Origin of the sequence: Micromonospora chersina, assembly GCF_900091475.1 — a bacterium.
In the GTDB taxonomy this organism is placed as follows: Bacteria; Actinomycetota; Actinomycetes; order Mycobacteriales; family Micromonosporaceae; genus Micromonospora; species Micromonospora chersina.
The window spans coordinates 6276276-6297169 of sequence record NZ_FMIB01000002.1 but is presented as its reverse complement, the minus strand read 5'-3'; the positions used below and the strand labels follow the sequence as shown (position 1 = coordinate 6297169).

Here is a 20894-nt window from a genome sequence, read left to right as displayed (position 1 = left end):
GATGATCCCTGAGGGGTCAGCGGGGGCGGAGGACCTGGACCCGGCGGACCGGGGAGTCGACCGAGGGCTCCGTGACGGGGACCGGGTACGCCGCCACCAGCTCCAGCCGGTCCGGCGGCAGGTGTCCCCGGTCCGGGTCGCCGACCAGCACCTGCGCGCCCCGGTCGGCGGCCCGTTGCAGGTAGGGCAGCACCCGCGCGGCCAGCCCGGCGTCGTAGAGGACGTCCCCGGCCAGCACGAGATCGGCGCTGGCGGTGCTGTCCAGCAGGTCGTCCCCGGTGGCGGCGACGGTCACCCGGTTGGCCCGGGCGTTGACCGTCACGGCCGCGACGGCCCAGGGGTCGACGTCGTTGGCGACGACACGGTCGGCGCCGGCCAGCGCGGCGGCGATGGCGACCAGCCCGGATCCGGCGGCCAGGTCGAGCACCCGCCGCCCGGCGGCCAGTTCGGGGTGGTCGAGCAGGTGCCGGGCGAGGGCCTGCCCACCGGCCCAGACGGAGGCCCAGTACGGCGGCGGCAGCGACCGGCCGGCCGCCGCCTCCATCCGGGCCCACCAGAGGATGGCGTCCTCGGCGAGGTGCAGGCGCACTTCCGGCACGAACGGCGCGTCGACCAGCCGGAGCCGGTCCAGGCCGTCGCCGGGCGCCGTGATCTCCCGTTCCAGGTCGGCCAGCGGCGTCTGTGTCCTCACCGGGGCAAGCATGCCCCCCGCCGCCCCGGGCCGGAGGGATTTTCGCGCTGAGGGCGTATTCGTGGGCCACGCCGGCACTTCCGCCAGCGGATCGCGCTTCGGGCGGTTACTGTCGGGAAGGTAATGGGCGATCACCGGCCGCGACCGGTGCTCACCCGCATTGAACAGGGAGAGACGCATGGCAACCGGCACGGTCAAGTGGTTCAACTCGGAAAAGGGCTTCGGCTTCATCGAGCAGGACGGCGGAGGTCCGGACGTGTTCGTCCACTACTCGGCCATCCAGTCCAGCGGCTACCGCGAGCTGAACGAGGGCCAGAAGGTCGAGTTCGAGGTGACGCAGGGGCAGAAGGGTCCGCAGGCGGACAACGTCCGTCCGATGTAGCTTCGTGCCGGTGGCGGCGGTCGGTGGTCCGACCGCCGCCGCAGCGCATTCTCACGCCGGGGCAGCCGGCAGGTCCCGGCGCCGCCGCAGCGGCCCGGCCAGCAGGATGAGCGGGGTCAGCGCGAGCCAGGCGGTCATCGCCCGGATCGCCCCGGCCGGCCCCCACGCGGCGCCCAGCGCCCCGGCCAGCAGGGCGGCGAGCGGGATGGTGCCGTAGTTCAGCAGGTGCATGCTCACCGTCACCCGCCCGAGCAGCCGGTGCGGCGTGTACGTCTGCCGGAAGCTGGCCTTCACCACGTTGCCCACCGCGACGCCGAGGCTGACCAGCGCGCCGCCGAGCACGAGCCAGGCCACCCGGCCACCCGGGCCGGCAAGCGGGATGAGCAGCGCCGGCGGGCCGGCGAGCGCGCCCGCGACGAGCAGGGCGCGGGCCGTGCCGAGCCGACGGGCGAGCCCGGTGGCCAGGGCGGCGCCGAGTAGCCCGCCCACGCTGGCCAGTCCGATGAGGAGCCCGACCAGCCCGGCCGGCAGGCCGGCGGAGCGGACGAGGAAGACCACCAGCAGCGCCTGGTAGCCGGTGAGCCCGATGTTGCTGGCCGCGCCGAAGACCGTGAGCACCCGCAGGTACGGGTCCCGGACCACGAAGCGCAGCCCGTCGGCGACCTCCCGGCGTAGTGAGGGCGACCCGGCGGGGCGGCCCGGCCGGGGCTCGACGGCCCGGATGCGGCTCAGGCACGCGGCGGAGACCAGGAAGCTCACCGCGTCGAGCAGGACCGCGGTCACCGCGCCGGCCAGCTGGGCGATCAGGCCGGCCAGGCCGGGCCCGACGAGGTAACTGGCGGTCTGCGTGGCGTGCAGCTTCGCGTTGCCCTCCGGCACCTGCTCGGGCCGCAGCAGGGTGGGCAGGTAGACCTGGTCGGCGGTCTCGAAGAACACCCGGGCGAGGCCGGCGCCGAGGGCGACGACCAGGAGCTGACCGACCGTGAGCAGGTCGAGCAGGGCGGCCACCGGGACGGTGGCGAACAGCGCCGCCGAGACCAGGTCCGCGGCGATCATCACGGGGCGACGGCGGACCCGGTCGACCCAGGCGCCGGCCGGCAGGCCGGCCAGCAGCCAGGGCAGCCAGGCCGCGGCGGTGAGCACCGCCACCTGGAACGTGGTCGCGTCGAGCACGGCCACCGCGACCAGCGGCAGCGCCACGGCGGTCACGTTGCTGCCGACGGCGCTGACCGTCTGCCCGGCCCAGAGCAGCCGGAAGTCGCGGTGCCGGAGCAGTCCGCCGGCTGGCCGGGACGTGGTGGCCGGGTCGGCGGTGCCGACCGGGGCGGTCACCGTGCCACGGTTCGTTCGCGACTGCGGGGCTCGCAGACCCGGCTCACCCCTCGCGCTCACTCCGCCCTCGTCCGTTCGCGACTGCGGGGCTCGCAGACCCGGCTCACTCCTCGCGCTCACTCCGCCTTCGTCCGTTCGCGACTGCGGGGCTCGCAGACCCGGCTCACTCCTCGCGCTCACGGCTGGCCCGGAACGCCGTGCGCGAACAGGAAGACCGGCTCGCGCCGCTGTCCGTCGTCGGGGGCGGGACGGTCGGCCCAGCGGGCGAAGAGGTCGGTGACCTCGCGGCTGAGCTGGGCCAGTTCGTCCGGGGTCAGGTGCAGCCACTTGTCGGTGCTGAACGGGCCGTCGCCCCAGGCGGCGTGGTCCTCGTCGGGCGCGGCGTGCCAGGCGCGGACCAGGGCGACGTGCCGGTCCAGGTTCAACGAGCTGGCCGCGTCGGCCACCGCCCGGGCGGCGGGGTCGGCGTCGAAGTCGGTGTGGGACCAGCGCACCGCCGGGTCGCGCAGTCGCCACCAGCGTTCGCGGCGGTCCCGGGCCAGTTCGGGCGCCTCTAGCACGAGGTCGGCGGCGGCCAGCACCTTGAGGTGGTGGCTGACGTTGGCCGGGGCCTGGCCGGTGCGCTCGGCGAGCAGGCCGACGGGGCACGGCCCGTACACCTTGAGGACGTCCATGAGGCGGCGGCGCAGCGGGTGGGCGAGCGCGGCCAGGACGCGGGAGTCGGTGACGTGCCGGACGGTGGGCATCTCCATGGGGAGAGCCTGACATTCGCAAGAGGTGTTGCGCAATAGCTGTTGCTGACTTTCCCCCGTCTCGGGCCCGGGCCGCGGCGCGGCACTCGCCGCGGGACCGGGCCCGGTCAGGCGGTCAGCCGCCGGGACAGTTCGTCGGCCACGTCCCGGGCGATCTGCGGCGGGATCGCCTCGGCGATCTTCTCCGGCGGCAGCCCGGCGAGCACCCCGGTGACGATCTGCTGCTCGTCCGTGAAGTCCTTGTTCGACAGGGCCGTGAGCTGCGCGGCGAGCGCGTCCATACGCAGCATCAGGTAGTCGATCTTGGCTACCAGGCTGTTGCTGGCGGGCCGGGGACCCGCGCCGTCCGGGTCGACGGTGCGGCCCATGCTCGACCCTCCGTAGAAGAACCCGGAGTAGAGGTTGGCGATCTGGTTCTCGGCTTCGGTGCTCATCTCGTCCTCCAGGAGTCCGATGGCGATCAGGTAGCGGCGGAACAGCGGGGTCTGGTCCCGACCCGCCTTGGTCGAGTCGCGGAAGAAGCTGAAGTGGGTGTGGAACAGGTGACTGCTGTCGCCCGTGGTGCGCTTGCCCAGCCGGTCCCAGCGGCGGACGGTGCTCCCGTCCGGCGAGTAGATGATCTCCCGGATGTCCCGGGTGTCCGCCGCGCCGGCCACGCACTGCGCCACGCACCAGACGGAGAAGCTGAACAGGTTGTGCGTCGAGCCGCCGGAGGCGACCGTGAACAACCCGACGTCCAGGGCGGACGCGTCGAGGGTCAGCCCGGAGGAGTCCCGGGTGGACTCCACCACCGAGTAGTCGTTGGGCACCACCCGGTCGGATCCGCAGTGGTACCCACCCTTGTGGTTGGGGTCGCCCACGATGCCGACCTCGGCCGGCTCCAGGTCCTGACTCCGTACGGTGTTCTTGTCGACGTTGAGGTAGGTGAGCAACAGGTCGCGGACGGCCAACAGGTTCGCCGGAGCCGATGTCATGGGATCTCCCCTCCCGATCGGTGGCCGACGGGGGCACGACAATCACTACGCGTGAAGGCGCCTGATCCGGGGACGCGCCCCGCCGGATAGCTGCACGGCACCGGGCACTTGCCCCGAGGATATCCACGCAGTGACGTGAATGCCCAGCTCAGAGCACTATCTGGAACTATGGGGCGGCTGTGGGCGGCACCGGGACGACGGGGAGCACCAGAGCCGAAGGATGTTCGGGATCGTGCAGGATCTCCCGCCATCCAGCACGAAGAGTGACGGCGGTGCCGAGCGGCTCCCCGGTCCCCGGGTTCCGGGCGTAGCGGGGGTGGGCGCCGCCGGAGACCTGCACGCGGAGCCGGTGCCCGGGCGCGAAGCGGTGCGCGGCCGGCCAGAGGGTGACCGGCACCCGGACCACACCGGACGGACCACGCGGGAAGCGCCCGGGCGCGACCCGCACCAGGCCGTCGCAGACGTTCCAGGACCGCCCGCGCCTGTCGACGTCGCAGAGCCGGACGAAGACGTCCAGGTAGGACAGCTCGCTGCGGACGTGGATCTCCGCGCGCACCGGGCCGACCACCTCGACCGCCCCGGCCAGCGGCGCGCTGGTGTACGTGAGCACGTCCGGCCGCGCCTCCACCGGCCGGTTGTCCACGGCGCCGGCCCGCTGGGCGACCAGCAGCGGGCCGCCTAGCGACGGGGTGGGGTCGGCCGGGTCGTAGCGGAAACGGTCGGGCGCGGAGTCGGCCGGCGGCGCGGGGGCGAGCGCCCGGCCGGTGTGCAGGTGCCAGCGGACCGGCTCGGCCGGCGGGGGCCAGTCGGGCAGGTCACGCCAGCCGCCGCCGGTGCCACCGACGTGCACCCGGACCGGCGCGCGGCCCGGCCCCGGGGGCCCGGCCAGGTGCGCGTCGAGCCAGTCGAGCCCCTCGCGCAGGGCCGCCACGAGCAGCCCGGGGCTGCCGTGGGTCCACGGACCGACGGTCAGCCGGGGTCGGGCGCCGGCCGCCCGGAGCCGGGCGTAGTCGTCGAGCTGGGCGGGAAGGAAGATGTCCTGCCAGCCGCTGACCATCGCCACCGGCGCGCGGACCTCGGCGATCCGGTCGCCGAAGATCCGCGTCCGCCAGTAGTCGGCGTCCGGGGTGTGGTGGCGCAGCCACTCCTGGAAGAACGGCACGGTCACCCCGGTGGCGACCCGGTCCGCCTCGACCAGCGGCAGGTGGGCCAGCGCCCGGGTGAGCCGCGGCTGCCCGCGCTTGAGCTCCCACTGCCGGGCCAGCCAGGGCACGGTCTGCGCCTGGAGCAGCTCCGCCCAGGTGAGCACGGTGTCCAGGGCGAACGACTCCCCCGCGTACGTCGAGTCCCGGGTGGCCGAGGCGGTGACCACGGCGACCATGGCCCGTAGCTCGTCGGCGGCCTCGGCGGCGACCGCCCACTGGACGAACCCCTGGTAGCTGGCGCCGAACATGCCGAACGCGCCGGTCCACCACGGCTGCCGGCGCAGCCAGTCGAGGGTGTCCAGGCCGTCGTCGCGCTCGTGCACGAGCGGGGCGAACGCGCCGCCGGAGCCGTACGTGCCCCGGCAGGACTGGATCACGACGTGGTAGCCGCGCTCGGCGAGGAGGCGGCCGAGCAGCCGGACCGGACCGCCCCGCCCGTACGGGGTGCGGATCAGCACGCAGGGCGCCCCGGGCAGGTCCGGGGCGTAGTGGTCGGTGCGCAGGGTCACCCCGTCGCGGACCCGGACCGGGAGGTCCCGGGTGACCGTGATCCGCCTTGTGCGGGCGGCGGGCAGCCGCAGCGCCGCCGCGGCGAGCCGGGTGACCAGCCGCTGCACGCTCAGTCCGCGGCGCGTTCCGCCGCGCCGCGCCGCGGCTCGCCCCGGGCCGCGCGCACGGCGTCGCGGTGCTCGCGCATCGACACCACCATCTCGGCCATGAACCGGTGTACGACGGCCAGCTCGTCGTCGCTGAACCGGCCCATCACGTCGTCGGTACGCCGGCCCAGCGGGCCGAAGAAGTCGCGGGCCAGGGTGGCGCCCCGGTCGGCGTAGTGCAGGAACACCTTGCGCCGGTCGGCGGTGTCCCGGTCGCGCCGGATGTGCCCGCCCCGTTCGAGGCGGTCGACGAGCGCGGTCACCGAGCCGGAGGAGAGGTTGAGCACCTCCCCCAGCCGCCCGGGGGTGATCGGGTCACCGACCAGTTCGGCGTCCATCACGGCGATGAGCGCGTGCAGGTCGGTGGCGTTGAGCCCGTGCAGGCCGGCGAACGCGTGCCCCACGTGCTGCGCCTCGGTCGAGTAGCGGCGCAGGTCGTTGGTGATGTCCGCGATCATCTGCCCACGCCGGTCGTCCCGCCGCCGGTACATGCTCTGCGCTCCCACGTCTCGCCGCCACCCCCTGTCCGAACCGTCCGGTTGCAGCATAGAGCCTCTGCCGATAATCTCGCTTATCAAGATACTCGGTCAGCGAGACTCATCATCGACCAGATTTCGCGAGGCTTCCCGATGTCACTGTTCACCCGCGTCGCCCGGGGCCGGCTGGCCGCCTGGCTCACCGTGGTCGCCGCACTCGTCGTCGGCGCGGTCGTCTTCGGCCTACCCCGCCCGGACAATCCCGCTCCCGTCTCCGCCACCGGCCTGTCCGTCGAGTGGCAGTCGACGCAGGTCGAACGCCTCCAGGACCAGCTCCCCAGCAGCGATGTGCAGCCGGCCGTCGTGGTGGTCAGCCGCGCCGACCGGGCCCCGCTGGCCGAACCCGACCGGGCCGCCCTCGACGGCGTGTCCGCCACGCTGGGCCGGCTCGCCGCCGGCGGCCGGGTCTCGCCGGCCCAGTTCTCCCCCGACGGCACGGTGGCGCTGGTCGCCGTGCCGCTGTCCACCGCCGGCGGCCAGGAGGCCGTCGTGGACGAGGTGGCCGGCCTCCGCGCGGCGCTGGCCGACCTGCCCGACGCGCTGACCGTCGAGGTGACCGGCGCGCCCGCCTTCACCGCGGACCTCACCAAGGTCTTCGACGGCGCCGACATCACCCTGCTCGCGGTCACCGCGGGCGTCGTGGCGCTGCTGCTGCTCATCACCTACCGCAGCCCGTTCCTGTGGATCGTGCCGCTCCTTGTCGTCGCCGCGACCGAGCAGCTCACCCTGCGCGCCGTCGACACGATCGTGCCCGCGCTCGGCATCCACCTCCAGGAGGGCCAGGTCACCGGCATCGCCAGCGTGCTGGTCTTCGGCGCCGCGACCGACTACGCGCTGCTGCTGATCGCCCGCTACCGGGAGGAACTGCGCCGCGAGGAGAACCGGTTCACCGCCATGCGGGCCGCGCTGCGCCGGACCGCCGAGCCCATCCTGGCCAGCGGCGGCACCGTGGTGCTCGGCGTGCTCACCCTGCTGCTGTCCGAGCAGGAGACCAACCGGGCGCTCGCGGTGGCCTGCGCCACCGGCGTCGTCCTCGCCATGGCGTCCGCGCTCTTCGTGCTCCCCGCCGTCCTGGTGCTCTTCGGTCGGGGGCTGTTCTGGCCGTTCGTGCCGCGGGTCGGCGCCGCGGCACGGGAGGGTCGCCTCTGGGGCCGGCTCGGCGCCGCCGTCGAACGCCGGCCGCTGCCGGTCGCCGTCCTGGCCACCCTGCTCCTCGCCGCGCTCGCCCTGGGTGGCCTGGGCATCCGCACCGGCCTGTCGGAGACCGAGCAGTTCCGGGCGAAGCCGGAGGCGGTGGCGGGCGCGGAGACCCTCGCGCGGGCCTTCCCGGCCGGCACCACCCAACCGGTCGCCGTGCTCACGAACCCGGGCGCCGCCCCGGCCGTGCTGGCCGCCGCCGGCGCGGTCGACGGGGTCGCCTCGGCCCGCCCCGGCGCCGCCGGCGACCCGGTCGCCCAGGTCGACGTGGTGCTGGCGGCCGAGCCGGGCACCGCCGCGTCCGACCGCGCCGTCGAGGCGCTGCGCGACGCCGTCGCCGCCGTGCCGGACTCCGCGCCGCCCGCGGTCGCCGGCGCCGACGCCCCGGAGGGCGCGCTGGTGGGCGGCACGGTGGCCGCCACCTACGACTCGGACCGGGCGAACACGAAGGACCTCCGGCTGATCCTGCCGATCATCCTGCTGCTGGTCGGGGCGGTGCTGGTGCTGCTGCTGCGCGGCCTGCTGGCCCCGGTGCTGCTGGTGCTGACGGTCATCGCCTCGTTCTTCGCCAGCCTCGGCGCGGCCTGGCTGCTCTTCGACCGGGTGCTGGACTTCCCGGCGCTGGACAGCGGGGTGCTGCTGCTCGCCTTCGTGTTCCTGGTGGCGCTCGGCGTGGACTACAACATCTTCCTGGTCACCCGGGCCCGGGAGGACGCCCGCCGGCTCGGCACCCGGGACGGGATGCTGTCCGCGCTGCGGGTGACCGGCGGGGTCATCACCAGCGCGGGCGTGCTCCTCGCGGCCGTCTTCGCCGTGCTGGGCGTGCTGCCGCTGATCACCCTCACCCAGATCGGGATCATCGTCTGCGTCGGCGTCCTGCTGGACACGCTGCTGGTCCGCACGGTGCTGGTGCCGGCGCTGGCGTTCCTGCTGGGTGACCGGTTCTGGTGGCCGGGGCGGATCGCCCGCGAACCCGACGCCCCGGCGGAGCCGTCGCCGGCGCCGGTCGCGCCGGCCGGCGCCCGGGACTGAGACGGGCGGGGCCCCGGCGGTCGTCCGCCGGGGCCCCGCACTCGTCGGCTCAGTAGCTGAGGCAGACGCACTCGGTCATGAGCGCCCGCACGTTGCGCACGTACTGCGGGTTCGGGATGGCGAGGGGCTCACCCTCCCGCGCCACCGCGCCGTGCCCGTAGTTGTAGGCCGCGATCACGGCGTTGAGCAGGCAGGAGTTCAGCTCCGAGGTGCAGAGCGCGGCGTCCAGCCGGTAGTCGGACTCGAAGTACATGTCGCCGATGTACTTGGTGAGCCAGGCCAGATAGGTGCCGCCCAGGTAGGCGTTGTCCTGGTAGTCGTCGATGTCGTACGACTGGCCGAACCGCTGGTTCATCCAGTCCGCGGTGGCGGGCATGACCTGCATGAGCCCGATGCCGCCGTCGCAGGCCACGATGTTCGACTGCCAGCCGCTCTCCTGCCAGGCGGTCGCCTTCATGAGGGTCAGCGGAATCCTGATGTCGGGCGCGGAGGTGGGCCAGTAGGTCCGCGCCGCGGCGTCGGACAGCGCCGACTTCACCTGGCTGCGGGTCGCCTGGGTGCCCCGGTAGCTGGGCTGGCAGCCGCTCGCCGCGGGCTTCGGCGGGGGCGGCGGCACCTGCGTCTCGGTGGGCGGCTTCGGCGTGGCCAGCGGCGCCGTGGTGGTGCGCGTCGGCCTGGGCTTCGGTTTCGGCGACGCGCTCGGGCTGGGCTTGGCGCTGGGCTTGGCGCCCATGGCCGCGACCGCCGGCGGCTCGTCGCTGGGCTGGTCGGCGGGGCCGTCCGCGGGCGCCTCGACGGGCACCTCGCCGGTCACCTCCACCGCCACCTCGCGGGTCGGCTCCTCGGTGCCGCACCCGGTGACCGCGCCCGCCGCCAGCAGCGCGGCGACCGCCGCCGTGGCCCAGCGGCCCACTCCTCGACGCATCTGACCTCCCCCGTGGCCGTCCGCCGCACCCTAGCAGGGACCGACGGGGCCGCGGGGTACCCGCGAAGCCGCCCGTGAGGCCCGCGGCCGTGGCGGTCCGTCCCCTGTGGCCGGTGCGTCCGGGCCCGGCCGGTCGTCCCCGCCGACCGCGTGGTCCCGGGTGGCCCAGGCGACCACGAACACGGTGACCCAGGCCGCGCCGAGCAGCACCGACGTGGCGGTGCCGCTGGCGGTGCTCCAGCCCAGGTAGAGCCGCGCGCCGGTGACGGTGACCACGCCGGCCAGCGCGCCCGTCCAGACCGCCACCGCCACCGGCCACCGGGCGCCCCGCGACAGCAGCCACGCGAGGGTGCCGAAGCTCGCCGTGACCACGGCGTTCTGGGTGGGCAGCAGGTCCGGGGCGCCGTCCGGGCCGCCGGGCCCGGTCAGGCCGGCGACCGCCACCAGCACCACGAGCGGCACGAACGCCCCCACCGTGCCGAGCACGCTGAGCAGGTCGGCCCGCCAGGGCCGGTTCCGCCAGGCCACCACCGCCGCCACCAGGGCCACCGCGGCGATGAGCACCCAGCCGCGCAGCACCGACACCGCGGCCAGCGCCGGGTCGACCACCCCGGGGGTACGCCGGGCGGCGAACCAGTCCGCGACCAGCCCGTCGAGCACGCCGAGCCCGCTGTGGCGGACGACCGCCTCCAGCAGCGCCGCGACGGCCAGCCCGGCGGCGAAGAGCAGCAGCAGGCCGGCGGCGAGGTTGATCAGCAGCGTGCCGGCCGGCCCGAACCGCATGGCGACCAGGAAGAACAGGACCCCGTAGCGGGCGCGCAGCCAGCGCAGCGGGGGCAGGGCGGCGGCCCGGGCGGCCAGCGCCCGCACCGGGTCGGGGTTGCGGCCCAGCCAGCGGCCGGCCAGCACCACCCCGACCAGGCAGACCAGCAGCACGAGCACGGCGCCGGTGGCCCGGCCCAGGAGCCGGGACACCCGCTCGTACGACTCGCCTGCGGCGTAGCCGGCCAGCACCGAGGCACCCACCCAGCTCGCCACCCCGGCCGCGTTCCACGGGGCGAACCGCCGGTAGGGCAGCCCGCCCGCCCCGGCCAGGCGGGGCGCCAGGGTGCGGGCGAAGGCCACCCAGCGGGCGGCCAGCACGCCCCGGCCGCCGAGCCGGTCGAGCAGCGAGTCGGCGCGCCGCCACCGGTGCGGCCCGATCCGGGCACCGAGGCCGGAGGCACGCAGTTTCGGCCCGTACCGCCGGCCGGCGCGGTAGGCGAGTGTGTCTCCGATCACGGCGGCCGCCGTCATGGCCAGCAGCGCCGGAATAATCCGCAGCGTCCCCGCGTAGGCTAAGAAGCCGACCAGCAACAGGGTCGCCTCGCCCGGCACCAGCAGTCCGAAGATCACCGCGGTCTCGCCCGCGACGATCGTCGCGGCGACCAGGTAGATCAGCAGGGGCGGCAGCCCCTGCAGCCAGTTCAGCAGGTCAGGCATCCGGTCCCCCGCACGGGAGCCAGCATGCCAGTCGCTGGATCGGTCGGGACAGCACTTTAAGCAGAGATCCGGGCGATCTCGGGGTGACCCCCGAGGCGTGCCCCGGCAACCGCAGACAGGAGTATGGAGGGTATGCAGCTACGCACCGACCTCCGCAACGTCGCCATCATCGCCCACGTCGACCACGGCAAGACGACCCTGGTCGACGCCATGTTGCGGCAGGCCGGCGCCTACGGCGCCCGTGGTGAGGACACCGAGCGGGTCATGGACTCGATGGACCTCGAGCGGGAAAAGGGCATCACCATCCTCGCCAAGAACACCGGCGTGCGCTACCTGCCGGCGGACGGCTCCGAGCCGGTGACGATCAACATCATCGACACCCCGGGCCACGCCGACTTCGGCGGCGAGGTCGAGCGCGGCCTCACCATGGTCGACGGTGTGGTGCTGCTTGTCGACGCCAGCGAGGGCCCGCTGCCGCAGACCCGGTTCGTGCTCCGCAAGGCGCTGCGCGCCCGGCTGCCGATCATCCTGGTGATCAACAAGGTGGACCGCCCCGACGCCCGGATCAAGGAGGTCGTGGACGACACCTACGAGCTCTTCCTCGACCTGGACGCCGACGAGGAGCAGATCGACTTCCCGATCGTCTACGCCTGCGCCCGCGACGGCATCGCCTCGCTGACCCAGCCGGCCGACGGCTCGGTCCCCGACGACAGCCACAACCTGGAGCCGCTGTTCCGCACCCTGCTGGACACCATCCCGGCTCCCGCGTACGAGGAGGACGCGCCGCTCCAGGCGCACGTCACCAACCTCGACGCCTCGCCGTTCCTCGGCCGCCTCGCGCTGTGCCGGGTCCGCCAGGGCACCATCAGCAAGGGCCAGACGGTCACCTGGTGCCGCACCGACGGCAGCAGCCAGCGGGTCCGCATCTCCGAGCTGCTGATGACCGAGGGCCTGGAGCGCAAGCCGGCGGACAGCGCCGGCCCGGGCGACATCATCGCCGTGGCCGGCATCCCGGAGATCATGATCGGCGAGACCCTCGCCGACGCCGAGAACCCGGTGCCGCTGCCGCTCATCACCGTCGACGAGCCGGCCATCTCGATGACCATCGGCACCAACACCTCGCCGCTGGTCGGCCGGGTCAAGGGCGCCAAGGTCACCGCCCGCATGGTCAAGGACCGGCTCGACAAGGAGCTCATCGGCAACGTCTCGCTGCGGGTGCTGCCCACCGAGCGGCCGGACGCCTGGGAGGTGCAGGGCCGCGGTGAGCTGGCCCTGGCGATCCTCGTCGAGCAGATGCGCCGCGAGTCCTACGAGCTGACCGTCGGCAAGCCGCAGGTGGTCACCAAGGAGATCGACGGCAAGACCTGCGAGCCGGTCGAGCGGCTGACCATCGACGCCCCGGAGGAGTACCTGGGCGCGATCACGCAGCTCCTCGCCACCCGCAAGGGCCGGATGGAGCAGCTGGTCAACCACGGCACCGGCTGGATCCGGATGGAGTGGCTGGTCCCGGCGCGCGGCCTCATCGGCTTCCGCACCGAGTTCCTCACCGAGACCCGCGGCACCGGCATCCTGCACCACGTCTTCGAGTCCTACGAGCCGTGGTTCGGCGAGCTGCGCACCCGCAACAACGGCTCGCTGGTCGCCGACCGCTCCGGCTCGGTCACCGCGTTCGCCATGACCAACCTCCAGGAGCGCGGCCAGCTCTTCGTCGAGCCGGGCACCGAGGTGTACGAGGGCATGATCGTCGGCGAGAACTCCCGCTCCGACGACATGGACGTCAACATCACCAAGGAGAAGAAGCTCACCAACATGCGGTCGTCGACCGCGGACGAGACCGAGAAGCTGATCCCGCCGCGCAAGCTGTCGCTGGAGCAGGCCCTCGAGTTCTGCCGCGAGGACGAGTGCGTCGAGGTGACCCCGGCCGCGGTGCGGATCCGCAAGGTGGTGCTGGACCAGACCCAGCGCGGCCGGATGGCCGCCCGCCGCAAGCACGCCGGCTGACCTCTCAGCCGCCCCGGAGCCCGGCCCGCCCACCCGGCGGACCGGGCTCCGTCATTTTCCGCCGGGCGGGTCAGGGTTTGGTGGCCTGGAAGGCCAGGATGTCGGGGAGCGGGCCGGAGCCGGACTCGCGGACGGCGGTCAGCGTCAGGCCGGCGGCGGTGACCGCGTTGAGCAGGTCGGCCAGCGGCAGGTGCCAGGCGCCGACCCGGGCCCGCACGCCGACGGTGTTCCAGGACCGGAAGCTGCGCTCGCGCTCGGCGTACCCGCCGTCGATCACGGCCCGGCCCGGCTCGGACCGGTCGGCGAACGCCCCGACGAAGCAGGGGTGCACGCCGACGTGGACCAGCCGCCCGCCCGGCGCCAGCACCCGGGCCGCCTCGGCGATCGCCGCCGGGTAGTCCGGCATGTCGGTGTGCGCCAGTACGCAGGCCACGGCCGGGACGGCGCCGGCCGGCAGCGGCAGCGCCGTGGCGTCGGCCCGCGCCACAGGCAGCCGCGCCCCGGCATGGCGCAACTGCCCCGCCGACAGGTCCACCCCGACCGGCCGCCAACCCAGCCGGCGCAGCTCGGCGGCGTGCGCCCCGGTGCCGCAGCACAGGTCGAGGCAGCGCCCGGAACCCGGGCCGAGCAGCTCGGCCAGCACCGACCGGACCCGCTCGCTGTAGTCGGTGGCCGTGGTCGTGACGTACTCGTCGTACCAGTCGGCGATGGCGTCGTACGCGGCGGTCGTCATCCCCGCACGCTAGACCCGCCGCCGGCCGGACCGCAGCCCCGCGCGCCGCGAAGATCCGCTACGGTCACCGGCATGACGTGGGAGGATCTCGACGCGCACCTGGACAAGGTTCCCGGCACCGTCTCGGCGTACGTGGGACGGCTCGACGCCCCGCCCACCTGGACCCGGGAGGCCGACGCCACCCACTACGCGGCCAGCACCATGAAGATGGCGGTGCTGGTGGCGCTGCACCGCGCCGCCGAGGCCGGCCGGCTCGACCTGGACGGCACCGTCCCGGTGCGCAACGCGTTCGACTCCGCCCTGCCCGGCGCGCCCCGCTTCGCCAACGCCCAGCACTACGACAACGACGACGAGGTCTGGGCGCGGGTGGGCGGCACGGCGCCACTGCGCTGGCTCGCCGAACGGATGATCGTCCGCTCCAGCAACCTGGCCACCAACATCTGCATCAGCCAGGTCGGGCTGCCCGCCGTGGCCGAGGCCTGGACGCTCGCGGGCGCCCGGCACAGCGTGACCGGCCGGGGCATCGAGGACTTCGCGGCCCGGGACGCCGGCATCGACAACCTGGTCACCGCCGCCGACCTGGCCGCCCTGCTCGGCGGGCTGGCGCTCGGCGCGACCCGGCCCGGCCCGCTCGCCTCGCCGGCCGGCTGCACGGCCATGCTGGACGTGCTGTTCGCCCAGGAGCACCGCGAGGACCTCGCCGCCGGGCTGCCCGAGGGCACCCGGATCGCGCACAAGAACGGCTGGGTACGCGGCGTCCGGCACGGGGCCGGGGTCGTCTTCCCCACCGACGCGCCGCCGTACGCGATTGTCGTCTGCACCACCACCGACCTGGCCGACGGCGGCCCGAGCGGCGAGGAGGTCGAGGACGACGCCTGCCGCCTGATCGCGCACATCTCCGCGCAGGTGTGGGCCGCCCGGCACGACCTGGCCGGCTGACCGCTCACTCCAGCAGGTTCGCCCGCAACGCCGCGAGGGTCCCGTCGGTCACCCCCAGGCCGTCGCGCAGGTACGCGTCGAACGAGCCGTGCACCCGGCGCACCTCCTCGTAGGCGGCGTCCAGGTACTCCGGCCGCACCTCCAGCAGCGGCCGGGCCACGGCCGGGTCCAGGTCCGGCCGGCGCCGGGTCATGGCGGCCAGCAGCACCTCGCGAAGGCTCTCGGTCAGCTCGTTGTGCCGCAGGTAGTCGGCCCGGATCGCCGGCTCCTCCACACCGAGCGCGGTGAGCAGCACCACCGACAGCCAGCCGGTGCGGTCCTTGCCGGCCGAGCAGTGGAACAGCAGCGGCAGGTTCGCCGCGTCGGCGGCCAGGCGGACCGCCGCCCCGAACCCCTCCCGCGCCGACTCGCCGGTGACGAACCAGCGGTAGATCGCCGCCATCGCCCCGGGCATGCCCTCCCGGGCCAACTCCTCGTACGCGTCCAGGTCGTGGCCGAGCAGCACCGCCGAGACGTAGGTGAACACCGGATGGGCCGCGTCGTAGACCGGCAGGTGCACCACCCGCGGCTCGCCGACCAGGCGGTCCGGCGGGGCCACCGCCTGCTCGGTGCCGTGCCGCAGGTCCACCACGCAGGCCGGGGCCAGCTTGCCCAGCACCGGCAGGTCCTCGTCGGCGAGCCGCCCGAGCGCGGCGGTGCGGAGGAGGCGGCCGGCGCGTACCCGCCGCCCGTCGATGGTGGGCAACCCGCCCAGGTCACGGGCGTTCGGCGCGCCCACCAGCTCCCAGTCCCGCCCGGTCATCGGCCCTCCCCTGATCGCCGCCAGCTCCATATAGGGTGCCCCACATGACGATCGCCGCGGTACGCACCCACCGGCTCTCGGCCCCCTTACACACCCCCTTCGTCACCGCGCTGCGCCGCACCACCACCGTGGACACCCTGGTCGTGGAGGTGGTGGACACCGACGGCCGGTCGGGCTTCGGCGAGGCCCCGCAGGTCTGGCAGGTGACGGGCGCGTCGATCGCCGGCGCCGAGGCGTGCGTCCAGCAGTTGCTCGGGCCGCTGCTGACCGGGCGGGACGCCGACGACCTCCAGGCCCGCTGCGCCGAGGTGCGCCGCGCGGTGGTGGGCAACGAGTCGGCCCGGGCGGCCGTCGACGTGGCCCTGCACGACCTGGCCGCGCGGCGGCTCGGCGTACCCCTGGTGCGGTTGCTCGGCGGCACCACGCTGCGCGTCCCGACGGACGTCACCCTGGCCGCCGGCGATGCCGTGGACCTCGCGGCGGCGGCCACCCGGCGCCGGGCCGAGGGCTTCACCGTGCTGAAGCTCAAGGTCGGCACCGACGCGCGGGGGGACCTGGACCGGGTCCGCGCGGTCCGCGCCGCGGTGGGGCCCGACGTGCGGATCCGGCTGGACGCCAACCAGGGCTGGACGCCGCGCGAGGCGGTGCGGGTGATCCGCGGCATCGAGGACGCCGGGCTCGACGTCGAGCTGGTCGAGCAGCCGGTGCACCGCCGGGACCTGGACGGGCTGGCCTGGGTCAGCGACCGGGTGGAGCTGCCGATCCTCGCCGACGAGTCGGTCTTCGACCTGCGCGACCTGGTCGAGGTGATCCGCCGTCGGGCGGCCGACATGGTGAACGTGAAGCTGGCCAAGTGCGGCGGCCTGCACACCGCCCGGTCGCTGCTCGACCTGGCGGCCGCCCATGGCATGGGCACCATCGTCGGCTCGATGATGGAGAGCCAGGTCGGCCTGGGCGCGGCCGCGAGCCTGGTCGCCGCCTACGGCACCACGGCCGTGTCGGACCTCGACGCCGCCTGGTGGCTGGCCTGGTCGCCGGTCGCCGGGGGCATCCGGTACGACGGCGCGACAGTCGTGCTGCCGGACGCTCCGGGGCTCGGCATCGCGAACGTGAGTGAAGTAAAGATTCAGTCGCGCGGTTGAGTGCCGTTGGAATTTTTCATAGGGTCGCCCGAAGAGGCGCGACGTGGGGGTGGACGTGGAGCTGCAAACCGGCCGCGAGGCCGTCGTCCGGGTCCCGGTGGCGACCCTCTGGAGCGCGCCCGACGCGGTCCGTCCGGTCGACCGCCCCGCGCTGTCCGACACGCCCGACACCGCCGCCTGGATCGCCGGCATGGACCGCGAGCAGCAGGTCGGCGACTGCGTCCTGACCCAACTGCTGCTCGGCGAGCGGGTGCTGGTCACCGAGCTGCGCGCGGACGGCTGGGCGCACGTGGTCGCCCTGGCGCAGCCCGCGGCCAAGCTCGACGTGCGCGGCTATCCCGGCTGGCTGCCCACCGCCCAGCTCACCGCCCCGGCGGAGCCCGGCCCGTCGGCCACCCCGCTCGTGGTGGACGCCGGCCACACCACGCTGCACGCCGCCCCCGACGGCCCGCCGGCCCTGCCCGGCGTGGTCCTCGGCACCCTCCTCGCCGCGGCCGGGCGACCGGTGGACGGCTGGCGGCCGGTCCTCGTGCCCGGCCGGGCCGATCCGCTCTGGGCGCCCGAGGGCGACCTGGTCCCGCTGCCGGGCGAGCGGCCGGAGGCCAAGGAGGTGCTGGCCGTCGCCGAGCGGCTGCGCGACCTCGTCTACGTCTGGGGCGGGCTGTCCACCTACGGCATCGACTGCTCGGGCCTGGTGCACCTGGCCTGGCGCCGGTACGGCGTCACGCTGCCCCGGGACGCCGACGACCAGGCCGAGGCCACCACCCCCCTGGCACTCGACCAGGAACGCCCCGGTGACCTCTACTTCTTCGCCCGGCCCGGCCGGCGGATCCACCACGTCGGCATCGTCAGCACCGAGCCGCACGGCGGGACACGGCGGATGCTGCACGCCTGCTACGTGCAGCGCCGCGTCGTGGAGGAGCAGCTCCCCCCGGAGCGCGAGGACACCCTGGTCGGCGCGCACCGGATCTGACCCCCGTACGCCGAAGGGGCGCTCCCGACCGCGGGAGCGCCCCTTTTCCGACGGGTCCGGTCAGCGGCGGGCCTCCGCCAGCTCGCGGCGCCGGTCGCGGGACGACTTGACCAGGCTGGCCGCGGTGGCCGCGGCGAGGGTGCCGAGGATCACCGTGAGCGACAGCCAGATCGGGATGTGCGGGGCCCAGGCCACGTGCTGGCCGTCGTTGATGAACGGCAGGTTGTTGTCGGCGAGGGCCTCCAGGACCAGCTTGACCCCGATGAAGCCGAGCACCACGGCCAGGCCGTAGCTGAGGTAGATCAGCCGGTCCAGCAGGCCGCCCAGCAGGAAGTAGAGCTGCCGCAGCCCCATCAGGGCGAACACGTTCGCCGTGAAGACCAGGTACGGCTCCTGGGTGATGCCGAAGATCGCCGGGATCGAGTCGAGGGCGAAGATCAGGTCGGTGGTGCCGATTGCGATCATCACGATCAGCATCGGGGTGAACAACCGCCGGCCGTTCTCGTGGGTGGTCATCCGCGCCCCGTCGAAGGTGCGGGACAGCGGCAACGCCTTGCGGCTCCACCGGATCAGCAGGTTCTCGCTGAACTCGTCCTCGTCCGGCTCCCCCTGACGGGCCAGGTTGACCGCCGTGTAGATCAGGAACGCGCCGAAGATGTAGAACACCCAGGAGAACTGGGAGATCAGCGCGGCGCCGGCGGCGATGAAGCCGCCCCGCATGACCAGCGCCAGCAGGATGCCGATGAGCAGCACCTTCTGCTGGTACTGCCGGGGCACCCCGAAGCGGGCCATGATGATCACAAAGACGAAGAGGTTGTCCACCGAGAGGCTGTACTCGGTGAGCCACCCGGTGTAGAACTGGCCCGCGACGCTGGGGCCTGAGGTGAGCCACAGCCCCGCCCCGAAGAGCAGGGCAAGTGCCACGTAGAAGCCGACCCACAGGCTCGACTCGCGGACGCTGGGCTCGTGCGGGCGGCGACCGATGATGAACAGGTCGACCAACAGGACCGCGGTCATCGCGACCAGGGTCCCCGCCCACACCACTCCGGACACGTTCAAATCCATCCTCCGGCAGACACACAGCGTCGGGCACACCGTACGCCGGGTGAGGTGCCGGGGTGCGTCGACGCTGACTCTGGTGACTGTCGGAGGTCTCTTCCGCCACCGACCCGGGAACGGGTCACTGACCGACGGAGCCGGGTCGTGCGACCGGGGGGCCGGCGCTCTTCCGTGCTGACGACTCCGTCACGGGGGAATACTCCCCTCCTCGGCCGCCATTGTTCACCATCAGGCCCGGTCGGCGCATCTTCGGGGGCCCCGTTTGCCAGGGTCATCACGTTCCGACGTGCGACGGGTCTCGTCGCGTAGCGCATCCTAGGAGGCTAGGTGTCCGACTGTCGCGCTTCGGCTCGCTCCTGGGACCAGCGGCTCGGCGAACGACCAGCCCGCCGCCAGCAGGGCGTCGCAGGCGGCCACGGCGACCGCCAGCCGCTCCTCGTGCGACCCGCGCAGCTCGACCACCGGCACCCCGCAGCCGGCCAGCTCCGACCGGAACCGGCCGGTCATCCAGGCCCGCAGGTGCTCGCCGTCACGCAGGCCGTCGTCGGCGAACGGCACCCCGTCGTGGTCGGTCAGCAGGTACAGCGCCGGCCGGCGCGCCGCCGACCGGACGGCCTCCGACGACGACCCGAGGTAGCGCTCCTCCCAGATGGCGGTGGCCCGCGCGTCCGTGTCGCAGAACAGCAGAGGACCGCTGACCCGCGCCGCCGCGTCCTCGGCGGCCTGCTGCTCGCGGACCACCTCGAGGAAGTCGTCCCGGTCCCAGGTGACGTCGAAGACCGTCGCGTCCGGCCGGACACCCCGCAGCCCGGCGAGCTTGCGCTCGGTCAGCTCGCGGCCGTACTCCGGGACCCAGGCGGTGCCGTAGTGGGCGGCGAGCGCCTCCGCCATCGTCGTGGTGCCCGTGGACTCGGCACCGACCACCACGACCCGACGGACCAGCCAGGCCCGCACCGCCGGGCTCAGCCGAGGCCAGTGCGCCGCCGGGTCCGCGCGCACGGCCGTGCCGGAGACCGGGACGGCACGCCGGTCCAGGTCCACGCAGACCGCGAATGCGCCGAAACGACGGGCCAACTCCTCGCCGTACGCCTCGGACGAGAACACCGCGTCCACCGGCTCCCCGCCCAACGCGTCGGCGAACACCGCGCAGTGCAGGTCCCACACCGCCGGGTCGGCGTAGTCGACCGGATGGTCGTCGTACCGGCCGACGAACCGCACCCACGGCGTGGCGGCGTGCGCCTCCCGCAGCCAGGCGACCCGCAGGTCCAGCGGGATCGACTCCCGACGGGACGGGGCGACCACCACGGTGACCGCCTCGCAACGGGCGGCGGCCGCCCCGATCAGCGCGTGGTGCCCGGCGTGCGGCGGGTAGAACTTGCCCACCACCAGGCCGTGCCGGAACTCCCGACCCGGCTCGCTCCCCGCGCTCACGCGGCGACCGGGGCCGGGCCGGGCGGCACCGGGGTCGCCGCCGCGCGCCGGCGCAGGTCCGCCCGCCACTCCCGCAGCCCCACCACGCAGAGCGCCAGGAAGATGAGGTAGAGGCCGCCGGTCAGCCAGAGTCCCTTGTACGCGTACAGCGGGATGTAGAAGAGGTCGGCGGCGATCCACAGCCACCAGCTCTCCACCAGCTTGCGCGTCTGGCCGTAGGTGGCGAGCAGCGACAGCGCGGTGGTGAGCGCGTCGGCCAGCGGCACCGTGGAATCGGTGGCCCGGTCCAGCAACGCCCAGAGCCCGGCGGTGAGCACCACCCCGGCCACGCCGAGCGCCCACCACTCGCGCCGGCTGGTCCGGGCCACGGTCAGCCGGCTGCGCCGCTCCCCGCCGAACAGCCAGTGCCACCAGCCGTAGAGCCCCAGGAGCACGTAGACGACCTGGAGGCCGGCGTCGGCGTACAGGCCGGCGGTCCAGAACAGCAGCATCAGCAGCAGCACGTTGGCGATGCCGATCGGCCAGTTGGCGATGTGCTGCCGAGCCACCAGCCAGACGTTGACCACACCGGTGGCGAAACCGAGCAGCTCCGCCCAGGTGGTGCCGGCGCCCAGCACCGTGAACGCCGTGGCGGTGAGCCAGTCGAGCAT

At 74.2% G+C, this 20894-nt stretch carries 19 protein-coding genes; 6 read left to right on the top strand and 13 right to left on the bottom strand.

Going from position 1 to position 20894, the window contains the following annotated elements; genetic code table 11:
• Window positions 1-16: 16 nt before the first annotated feature.
• A complete protein-coding gene (locus GA0070603_RS29340; protein ID WP_091320715.1) occupies window positions 17-703 on the bottom strand; it encodes a class I SAM-dependent methyltransferase in 687 nt (228 codons plus the stop codon).
• Between the two features lie 166 nt (window positions 704-869).
• Here GA0070603_RS29340 and GA0070603_RS29335 point away from each other — a divergent pair, with 166 nt between their 5' ends.
• A complete protein-coding gene (locus tag GA0070603_RS29335; protein WP_013287480.1) occupies window positions 870-1073 on the top strand; it encodes a cold-shock protein in 204 nt (67 codons plus the stop codon).
• A 51-nt stretch (window positions 1074-1124) separates the two neighbouring features.
• On the opposite strand, the gene GA0070603_RS29330 is transcribed toward GA0070603_RS29335, so the two are convergent.
• The 5 genes from GA0070603_RS29330 to GA0070603_RS29310 form a co-directional block, all read right to left on the bottom strand.
• Entirely contained in the window at window positions 1125-2405 is a 1281-nt protein-coding gene (locus tag GA0070603_RS29330; RefSeq protein ID WP_091320709.1) for an MFS transporter, read from the bottom strand.
• 176 nt (window positions 2406-2581) lie between these two features.
• On the bottom strand, window positions 2582-3157 hold the full coding sequence (locus tag GA0070603_RS29325) for an ArsR/SmtB family transcription factor (protein WP_091320706.1): 576 nt from the start codon (window positions 3155-3157) through the stop codon (window positions 2582-2584).
• Window positions 3158-3264: 107 nt separating this feature from the next.
• A complete protein-coding gene (locus tag GA0070603_RS29320) occupies window positions 3265-4131 on the bottom strand; it encodes a hypothetical protein (RefSeq protein ID WP_091320703.1) in 867 nt (288 codons plus the stop codon).
• A 166-nt stretch (window positions 4132-4297) separates the two neighbouring features.
• Complete coding sequence (locus GA0070603_RS29315; protein WP_091320700.1) at window positions 4298-5953, bottom strand: CocE/NonD family hydrolase; 1656 nt, start codon at window positions 5951-5953, stop codon at window positions 4298-4300.
• A gap of 2 nt (window positions 5954-5955) precedes the next feature.
• The gene (locus tag GA0070603_RS29310) at window positions 5956-6483 is read right to left on the bottom strand and encodes a MarR family winged helix-turn-helix transcriptional regulator (RefSeq protein ID WP_091320697.1); all 528 of its coding nucleotides are present in this window, start codon (window positions 6481-6483) and stop codon (window positions 5956-5958) included.
• A 138-nt stretch (window positions 6484-6621) separates the two neighbouring features.
• Between GA0070603_RS29310 and GA0070603_RS29305 the strand changes: the two genes are divergently transcribed.
• Complete coding sequence (locus GA0070603_RS29305) at window positions 6622-8757, top strand: MMPL family transporter (RefSeq protein ID WP_091320694.1); 2136 nt, start codon at window positions 6622-6624, stop codon at window positions 8755-8757.
• A gap of 49 nt (window positions 8758-8806) precedes the next feature.
• Here GA0070603_RS29305 and GA0070603_RS29300 read toward each other — a convergent pair whose 3' ends face one another.
• Both GA0070603_RS29300 and GA0070603_RS29295 read right to left on the bottom strand, forming a co-directional pair.
• Window positions 8807-9682 carry a lytic transglycosylase domain-containing protein gene (locus GA0070603_RS29300; protein ID WP_091320690.1) on the bottom strand — a complete coding sequence of 292 codons (876 nt, stop codon included), beginning with the start codon at window positions 9680-9682 and terminating at the stop codon, window positions 8807-8809.
• 30 nt (window positions 9683-9712) lie between these two features.
• Window positions 9713-11164: a DedA family protein gene (locus tag GA0070603_RS29295; RefSeq protein ID WP_091320687.1), complete on the bottom strand. Its 1452-nt coding sequence runs from the start codon at window positions 11162-11164 to the stop codon at window positions 9713-9715.
• 132 nt (window positions 11165-11296) lie between these two features.
• On the opposite strand from GA0070603_RS29295, the gene typA reads away from it, so the two are divergent.
• Entirely contained in the window at window positions 11297-13165 is a 1869-nt protein-coding gene (gene typA, locus GA0070603_RS29290) for a translational GTPase TypA (RefSeq protein ID WP_091320684.1), read from the top strand.
• A gap of 70 nt (window positions 13166-13235) precedes the next feature.
• Here typA and GA0070603_RS29285 read toward each other — a convergent pair whose 3' ends face one another.
• A complete protein-coding gene (locus GA0070603_RS29285; protein WP_091320682.1) occupies window positions 13236-13898 on the bottom strand; it encodes a class I SAM-dependent methyltransferase in 663 nt (220 codons plus the stop codon).
• A gap of 72 nt (window positions 13899-13970) precedes the next feature.
• Between GA0070603_RS29285 and GA0070603_RS29280 the strand changes: the two genes are divergently transcribed.
• Entirely contained in the window at window positions 13971-14837 is an 867-nt protein-coding gene (locus GA0070603_RS29280) for a serine hydrolase (protein WP_091320679.1), read from the top strand.
• A 4-nt stretch (window positions 14838-14841) separates the two neighbouring features.
• On the opposite strand, the gene GA0070603_RS29275 is transcribed toward GA0070603_RS29280, so the two are convergent.
• The gene (locus GA0070603_RS29275) at window positions 14842-15639 is read right to left on the bottom strand and encodes a tyrosine-protein phosphatase (protein WP_091320676.1); all 798 of its coding nucleotides are present in this window, start codon (window positions 15637-15639) and stop codon (window positions 14842-14844) included.
• 44 nt (window positions 15640-15683) lie between these two features.
• On the opposite strand from GA0070603_RS29275, the gene GA0070603_RS29270 reads away from it, so the two are divergent.
• Both GA0070603_RS29270 and GA0070603_RS29265 read left to right on the top strand, forming a co-directional pair.
• A complete protein-coding gene (locus GA0070603_RS29270; RefSeq protein WP_091320673.1) occupies window positions 15684-16781 on the top strand; it encodes a mandelate racemase/muconate lactonizing enzyme family protein in 1098 nt (365 codons plus the stop codon).
• A gap of 55 nt (window positions 16782-16836) precedes the next feature.
• The gene (locus GA0070603_RS29265) at window positions 16837-17754 is read left to right on the top strand and encodes a C40 family peptidase (protein WP_091322416.1); all 918 of its coding nucleotides are present in this window, start codon (window positions 16837-16839) and stop codon (window positions 17752-17754) included.
• 60 nt (window positions 17755-17814) lie between these two features.
• Here the strand turns inward: GA0070603_RS29265 and GA0070603_RS29260 are convergent, their stop codons facing one another.
• The 3 genes from GA0070603_RS29260 to pnuC all read right to left on the bottom strand — a co-directional run bounded on the left by GA0070603_RS29260 (window position 17815) and on the right by pnuC (window position 20894).
• Window positions 17815-18813, bottom strand: a complete 999-nt coding sequence (locus GA0070603_RS29260) for a TerC family protein (protein WP_091320670.1) — start codon at window positions 18811-18813, stop codon at window positions 17815-17817.
• A 315-nt stretch (window positions 18814-19128) separates the two neighbouring features.
• Window positions 19129-20244 carry an AAA family ATPase gene (locus GA0070603_RS29255; protein ID WP_091322415.1) on the bottom strand — a complete coding sequence of 372 codons (1116 nt, stop codon included), beginning with the start codon at window positions 20242-20244 and terminating at the stop codon, window positions 19129-19131.
• A complete protein-coding gene (gene pnuC, locus GA0070603_RS29250; protein ID WP_091320668.1) occupies window positions 20241-20894 on the bottom strand; it encodes a nicotinamide riboside transporter PnuC in 654 nt (217 codons plus the stop codon). Before pnuC ends, GA0070603_RS29255 begins: the two co-directional genes overlap by 4 nt.

What these genes read in the sequence shown, in the direction of transcription:
- GA0070603_RS29300 (WP_091320690.1), bottom strand. Translation starts at nt 9,682, where the DNA reads ATGCGTCGAGGAGTGGGCCGCTGGGCCACGGCGGCGGTCGCCGCGCTG.
- pnuC (WP_091320668.1), bottom strand. Translation starts at nt 20,894, where the DNA reads ATGCTCGACTGGCTCACCGCCACGGCGTTCACGGTGCTGGGCGCCGGC.
- GA0070603_RS29305 (WP_091320694.1), top strand. Translation starts at nt 6,622, where the DNA reads ATGTCACTGTTCACCCGCGTCGCCCGGGGCCGGCTGGCCGCCTGGCTC.
- GA0070603_RS29285 (WP_091320682.1), bottom strand. Translation starts at nt 13,898, where the DNA reads ATGACGACCGCCGCGTACGACGCCATCGCCGACTGGTACGACGAGTAC.
- GA0070603_RS29335 (WP_013287480.1), top strand. Translation starts at nt 870, where the DNA reads ATGGCAACCGGCACGGTCAAGTGGTTCAACTCGGAAAAGGGCTTCGGC.
- GA0070603_RS29325 (WP_091320706.1), bottom strand. Translation starts at nt 3,157, where the DNA reads ATGGAGATGCCCACCGTCCGGCACGTCACCGACTCCCGCGTCCTGGCC.
- GA0070603_RS29280 (WP_091320679.1), top strand. Translation starts at nt 13,971, where the DNA reads ATGACGTGGGAGGATCTCGACGCGCACCTGGACAAGGTTCCCGGCACC.
- GA0070603_RS29340 (WP_091320715.1), bottom strand. Translation starts at nt 703, where the DNA reads ATGCTTGCCCCGGTGAGGACACAGACGCCGCTGGCCGACCTGGAACGG.
- GA0070603_RS29270 (WP_091320673.1), top strand. Translation starts at nt 15,684, where the DNA reads ATGACGATCGCCGCGGTACGCACCCACCGGCTCTCGGCCCCCTTACAC.
- typA (WP_091320684.1), top strand. Translation starts at nt 11,297, where the DNA reads ATGCAGCTACGCACCGACCTCCGCAACGTCGCCATCATCGCCCACGTC.
- GA0070603_RS29320 (WP_091320703.1), bottom strand. Translation starts at nt 4,131, where the DNA reads ATGACATCGGCTCCGGCGAACCTGTTGGCCGTCCGCGACCTGTTGCTC.
- GA0070603_RS29275 (WP_091320676.1), bottom strand. Translation starts at nt 15,639, where the DNA reads ATGACCGGGCGGGACTGGGAGCTGGTGGGCGCGCCGAACGCCCGTGAC.
- GA0070603_RS29295 (WP_091320687.1), bottom strand. Translation starts at nt 11,164, where the DNA reads ATGCCTGACCTGCTGAACTGGCTGCAGGGGCTGCCGCCCCTGCTGATC.
- GA0070603_RS29310 (WP_091320697.1), bottom strand. Translation starts at nt 6,483, where the DNA reads ATGTACCGGCGGCGGGACGACCGGCGTGGGCAGATGATCGCGGACATC.